The 5,543-nt window shown below is 75.5% G+C and carries 5 protein-coding genes; all 5 read right to left on the bottom strand.

Features of this window, described 5'->3' with window-relative positions; genetic code table 11:
• Window positions 1-270: 270 nt before the first annotated feature.
• Window positions 271-1,155 carry a ParA family protein gene (locus GTQ99_RS19175; RefSeq protein WP_420814589.1) on the bottom strand — a complete coding sequence of 295 codons (885 nt, stop codon included), beginning with the start codon at window positions 1,153-1,155 and terminating at the stop codon, window positions 271-273.
• 205 nt (window positions 1,156-1,360) lie between these two features.
• On the bottom strand, window positions 1,361-2,416 hold the full coding sequence (locus GTQ99_RS19170; protein ID WP_166617311.1) for a tyrosine recombinase: 1,056 nt from the start codon (window positions 2,414-2,416) through the stop codon (window positions 1,361-1,363).
• A gap of 87 nt (window positions 2,417-2,503) precedes the next feature.
• The gene (locus tag GTQ99_RS19165; protein ID WP_166617310.1) at window positions 2,504-3,178 is read right to left on the bottom strand and encodes an NUDIX domain-containing protein; all 675 of its coding nucleotides are present in this window, start codon (window positions 3,176-3,178) and stop codon (window positions 2,504-2,506) included.
• Window positions 3,175-4,929 (bottom strand): CTP synthase, encoded by a 1,755-nt coding sequence (locus tag GTQ99_RS19160; RefSeq protein WP_338075120.1) that lies wholly within the window; start codon window positions 4,927-4,929, stop codon window positions 3,175-3,177. The genes GTQ99_RS19165 and GTQ99_RS19160 overlap by 4 nt, the downstream gene beginning before the upstream one ends.
• A gap of 37 nt (window positions 4,930-4,966) precedes the next feature.
• A partial coding sequence (locus tag GTQ99_RS19155; protein ID WP_166617309.1) for a glycosyltransferase occupies window positions 4,967-5,543 on the bottom strand: 577 nt, incomplete at its 5' end.

Here is a 5,543-nt window from a genome sequence, read left to right as displayed (position 1 = left end):
CCCCCACGGGTGCGCCCCCTCCCCCGACCGGAGCACGGAACTCCGGTGACGTGTGGCCCGAACCATAGCCCGTCGGAGCTCACCCGGACGGCGCATCCGGGACGGCGGCCGGTGATGACCGCCGCTCGGACGCTGGGGGTCGACGCAGAGCGTCGAAGGGTTCACGCGCAGCGACCGGAACCCTGCGTGGAGAGGTGGTTCACGGCCCGCAACCCCTTACGCGACGGGAGGTTCGCGGTGCGCACCGGCGCGCACCGCGGACCGCGCCGCTCAGGCCGCGTCGCCGCGCGCGACGAGTTCGCGCGCCAGCTGCCGGTAGGCCTCGGCACCCGGGTGGGTGCCCGCGTACGTGGTGATCGGCTCGGCGGCCACGGTGGCGTCCGGGAACTTCACGGTGCGGCCGATGACGGTGTGGAACACGTCGTCGCCGAAGGCGTCCACGACGCGGTTGACGACCTCGCGGCTGTGCAGGGTGCGCCCGTCGTACATCGTCGCGAGGATGCCGTCGACCTCCAGCGCCGGGTTGAGCCGCTCCTGGACCTTCTCGATCGTCTCCACCAGCAGCGCGACCCCGCGCAGGGCGAAGAACTCGCACTCCAGCGGGATGAGCACGCCGTGCGCGGCGGTGAGCGCGTTCACCGTCAGCAGCCCCAGCGAGGGCTGGCAGTCGATGAGCACCACGTCGTAGTCGGCCAGCGCCGGGCGCAGCGCGCGCGCCAGCACGCTCTCGCGGGCCACCTCGCCCACCAGCTGCACCTCCGCGGCCGACAGGTCGATGTTGGCCGGCAGCAGGTCCAGGCCCTCGACGGCGGTCTCGCGGATGACCTCGCGCACGTCGGTGCCGCGCTCCATGAGCAGCTGGTAGACGGTCTTGTCGAGCTCGTGGGGGTTGACGCCCAGCCCCGCCGACAGCGCCCCCTGCGGGTCGAAGTCGACGAGCAGCACCCGCCGGCCGTACTCCGCGAGCGCGGCCCCCAGGTTGATGGTCGTCGTCGTCTTGCCGACGCCGCCCTTCTGGTTGCACATGGCGATGACCCGCGCCGGGCCGTGGGAGGTCAGCGGCGGCGGCACGGGGAAGACCGGCACCGGACGGCCCGTGGGACCGTCCTGCGGACCCAGCTCGATCTGGCCCTGGACCCCGCGGGGACCCGTCACGGGCTGCTCGGCGGGCTCGGCGGGCTGCTCGGCGGGTCCGGGGGCGGCGCCCACCGGTGGCGCGGACACCTCAGCGGGCTGCTCCACCGGTCGCGGCACCGCTCCACCGGCACTCGACGGCGTCCAGGGCGCGGGCGGGGGGAACTCGCTGGTCACGGAGGTGCACGTCCTCGGGCTCGTCGGGTCGGGCGCTGACGGGGTGACCTTAGTCGCCCGCCGCGCCGAGCGACGCGCTCGGGTCGTGCGGGCGCGGGAGGCCGCTGGCGCGCACCTCGCGCAGCGGTCCGGCACCCAGGAGCGCGTGGACCTGCGCGTAGACCTGCGTGGTGGCGACCGAGGCGTGCCCGAGCAGCTCCTGCACGGCGCGCACGTCGGCGCCGCCGCTCAGCAGGTGGGCCGCGAAGGAGTGGCGCAGCGTGTGCGGGGAGACCGCGCGGGCGATGCCCGCCCGCCGCGCCGCGGACTGCAGCACGGCCCACGCGCTCTGGCGCGACAGCCTGCCGCCGCGGCTGTTGAGGAAGAGCGCGGGCGTCGCGGCGCCGGCCGCCGCGAGCTGCGGTCGCGCCCGCAGCAGGTACTGCCGGAGGGCGTCCAGGGTGCAGGCGCCGACCGGCACGACGCGCTCCTTGGCGCCCCCGCCGTCCAGGCGCACCACCCCGCTGCGGCCGAGCACCCGCGAGGAGACGTCGTCGAGGTCGAGGCCGACGGCCTCGCTGATGCGCGCGCCGCAGCCGTAGAGCAGCTCCAGCAGCGCCCGGTCGCGCAGCGGCACCGGCGGCTGCACCGCCTGCGGCGCCGCTCTCCCGCCGCCCGGGCCCGCCACCTCCAGCAGCCGGGCGACCTCCTCCACCGTCAGCGCCGCGGGCAGCCGGCGCGGCGGCGCGGGCGGGCGCACCAGCACCGCCGGGTCGGCGGCGCTGCGCCCCTGCGCGTGCAGGAAGCGGTGCCAGCCCCGCACGGCCGAGGCGGCGCGGGCGGCCGAGCTGGCGGTGAGGGCGGCCCCGCCGTCGGAGCCGGAGCGCAGCGCGAGCACGAAGGCGCTGACCGTCGCCTCGTCGACCTCCCCGGCCTCGCGCACCCCGCGGGAGGCGAGGAAGCGCACGTAGCGGCTCAGGTCGCGCCGGTAGGCGCCGAGGGTGTTCGGCGACAGCCCGCGCTCCACCTGCAGGTGGCCGAGGTAGTCGGCGACGGCCGACCGCAGCGCACCGTCGTCGGCCGGCGCGGGCGTGCCGCCCTCGGCGGCGACGGGTTCGGCGGACACCCGACCGACCCTAGGGGACGACCTCGGCGGGCGGCGTGCACCGACGCGCGCCCGAGGTCCTCACCCCCGCGGCCGCCGCCGCCCGCCTCAGCCCTGCGGGCGGATGAGCCCGCCCGGCCACGGCGTGTCGGCCGGGCGCAGGCTCGCCCAGCCGCCCGCCCTGGCCGCCTGCAGCGCGAGGACCCCGATGACGCTGCCGGGGTTGGCCAGCCGCCCCGCCAGGACGGCCTGCACGGCCTGCTCCAGCGGCACCCGCACCGGCACCAGGTCCTTCTCCTCGTCCTCGCGGGCGTGGCGCTGCTGCGCCGGCACCGCGGACAGCCCGCGGGCCAGGTAGATCCGGTTCCCCTCGCTGGAGCCCCCCGGGGAGTTGAACCAGTCGACGACGACCGCCCAGTCGCTCGCGAGCAGGTCGGCCTCCTCGGCGAGCTCGCGCTGCGCGGCCTGCAGCGGCGGTTCACCGGCCACGTCCAGCAGGCCCGCCGGCAGCTCCCACAGCTCGCGGCGCACGGGGTGGCGGTACTGCCGCACGAACAGGACGTTCTCGTCGTCGTCGAGGGCGAGGATCGTCACCGCGCCCGGGTGGCGCTGCACGTCGCGCACCACGGTGCCGCCGTCGGGCAGCTGCACCTGCTCGCGCACGACGTCCCACACGTGGCCGGTGAAGACGACCTCGGTGGACACGAGCGCTCGCTGCACGGGCGCGTCGGCGAGCTCCTCGCCGGAGACGACCGGGACGTCCAGCTCGGCGGGGAAGCTCACGCCGTGACCTCCGACAGCTCCGCGTCGGCGGCGTCGACGGCGCCGACGGCGCCGGGCGCCTCGACGTCGGCGGCGGGCTCGGGCTCCACGTCGAGCAGCTGCTCCTCGCGCTGGCGGCGCAGCGCGGCCGCGACCAGACCGGAGAACAGCGGGTGCGAGCGGGTCGGGCGCGACTTGAACTCCGGGTGCGCCTGGGTGCCCACGTAGTACGGGTGGACGTCCTCGGGCAGTTCCACGAACTCCACCAGCTCGCGGTCGGGAGAGGTCCCGGAGAACACCAGACCGGCGTCCGAGAGCTGGCCGCGGTAGGCGTTGTTCACCTCGTAGCGGTGCCGGTGGCGCTCGGAGATCCGCTCGCTGCCGTAGGTGGAGGCGACGACGGAACCCTGCTGCAGCAGCGCCTCGTAGGAACCCAGCCGCATCGTGCCGCCGAGGTCACCCGCACCGGAGACGATCTCCTTCTGCTCCTCCATCGTCGCGATGACCGGGTGCTCGGCCCCCGGCTCGAACTCGGTGGAGCTCGCACCCGCCAGGCCGACGACGTTGCGGGCGTACTCGATGACCATGCACTGCAGGCCCAGGCACAGCCCCAGCGTGGGGACGCCGTTCTCGCGGGCCCACTTCAGCGCGCCCAGCTTGCCCTCGATGCCGCGCACGCCGAAACCGCCGGGGACGCAGATCGCGTCGACGCCGTGCAGGTGCTTGCGGGCGCCCTCGGGGGTCTGGCACTCGTCGGAGGGCACCCAGCGGATGTCGACCTTGGCGTCCTCGGCGAAACCACCCGCGCGCAGCGCCTCGGTGACCGACAGGTAGGCGTCGGGCAGGTCGATGTACTTGCCGACCAGGGCGATCTCGACCCGGCGGCGCGGGTTGTGCACCCGGCGCAGCAGGTCGTCCCAGGTGGACCAGTCCACGTCGCGGAAGCTGAGGTTCAGCTTGCGCACCAGGTAGGCGTCCAGGCCCTCGCGGTGCAGGACCTTGGGGATGTCGTAGATCGAGGGGGCGTCGACGCAGGCGACCACGGCCTCGTCGTCGACGTCGCACATCGAGGCGATCTTGCGCTTGACGCTGTCCGGGATCTCCCGGTCGGCGCGGCAGACGACCGCGTCGGGCTGGATGCCGATGCTGCGCAGCGCTGCCACCGAGTGCTGGGTCGGCTTCGTCTTCAGCTCGCCGCTGGGGCCGATGTACGGCACGAGGGAGACGTGCACGAAGAAGACGTTGTCGCGCCCGATCCGCTGGCGCACCTGGCGGGCGGCCTCCAGGAACGGCAGCGACTCGATGTCGCCGACGGTCCCGCCGACCTCGGTGATGATGACGTCGATGTCCTCGCGGGCCTGCGCGCGCATGCGCTCGACGATCTCGTTGGTGATGTGCGGGATCACCTGGACGGTGTCGCCGAGGTACTCCCCGCGGCGCTCCTTGGCGATGACCGCGGAGTAGACCTGCCCCGTCGTCACGTTCGCCGAGGCGTCGAAGCGGACGTCGAGGAAGCGCTCGTAGTGGCCGATGTCCAGGTCGGTCTCGGCGCCGTCGTCGGTGACGAACACCTCGCCGTGCTGGAACGGGTTCATCGTGCCCGGGTCCACGTTGATGTACGGGTCGAGCTTCTGCATCGCGACCCGCAGACCGCGGGCCCGGAGGAGACGACCGAGGCTGGACGCCGTCAACCCCTTGCCGAGGGAGCTGGCCACCCCCCCGGTGACGAAGACGTGCTGGGTGGTGGGTTCAGGTGCGCTGCGGTTCGCCACGGAGTTCGATCGTACCCGACGCCGGGCTCGCGCGCGGTCAGCGCCGCCCGGCGCGGGCGTGCGCGGACAGGACCTGCTCCACGGCCTCCTCCGCGCCGGGCAGGGCGACGGCGCGGCGGCGCGCCGCGGCTGCGCGCTCGGCGCGCCGGGCCGGGTCGGCCAGCAGCGCGTCCAGGGCCGCCGCGAGCGCCGCCGCGTCGCCGACGCCGACGAGGTCGGCGGCGTCCGCGGTGACCTCCCGGGTGCCGCCGGCGTCGGTGGCCACCACCGCCACCCCCGCCGCCAGCGCCTCCTGGACGAAGACCGGCTGCCCCTCCCAGGTGCTCGCGCTCACCGCCACGTCGGCGGCCGCGAGCAGGTCCGCGACGTCCTCGCGCCGGCCCAGGAAGCGCACCGGCAGGTCCTCGGCGCGGGCGCGCTGCAGCAGCTGCTCGCGCAGCGGCCCGTCGCCCACCACCACCACCCGCCCGCCGCTGCGCAGCCGCGCGGCCGCCTCCAGCAGCGTGGGCAGCCCCTTCTGCGCCGCCAGGCGCGCCACGGCCAGCGCGACCGGTCCCTTCCCCAGCACGGCGCGGCCGGCCGCCGGGTCGCCGGGGGGCAGCGCCGTGCTGGGG

This window comes from Kineococcus vitellinus (assembly GCF_009906315.1).
Taxonomy (GTDB): Bacteria; Actinomycetota; Actinomycetes; order Actinomycetales; family Kineococcaceae; genus Kineococcus; species Kineococcus vitellinus.
This window is presented reverse-complemented; position numbering and strand designations above follow the sequence as displayed.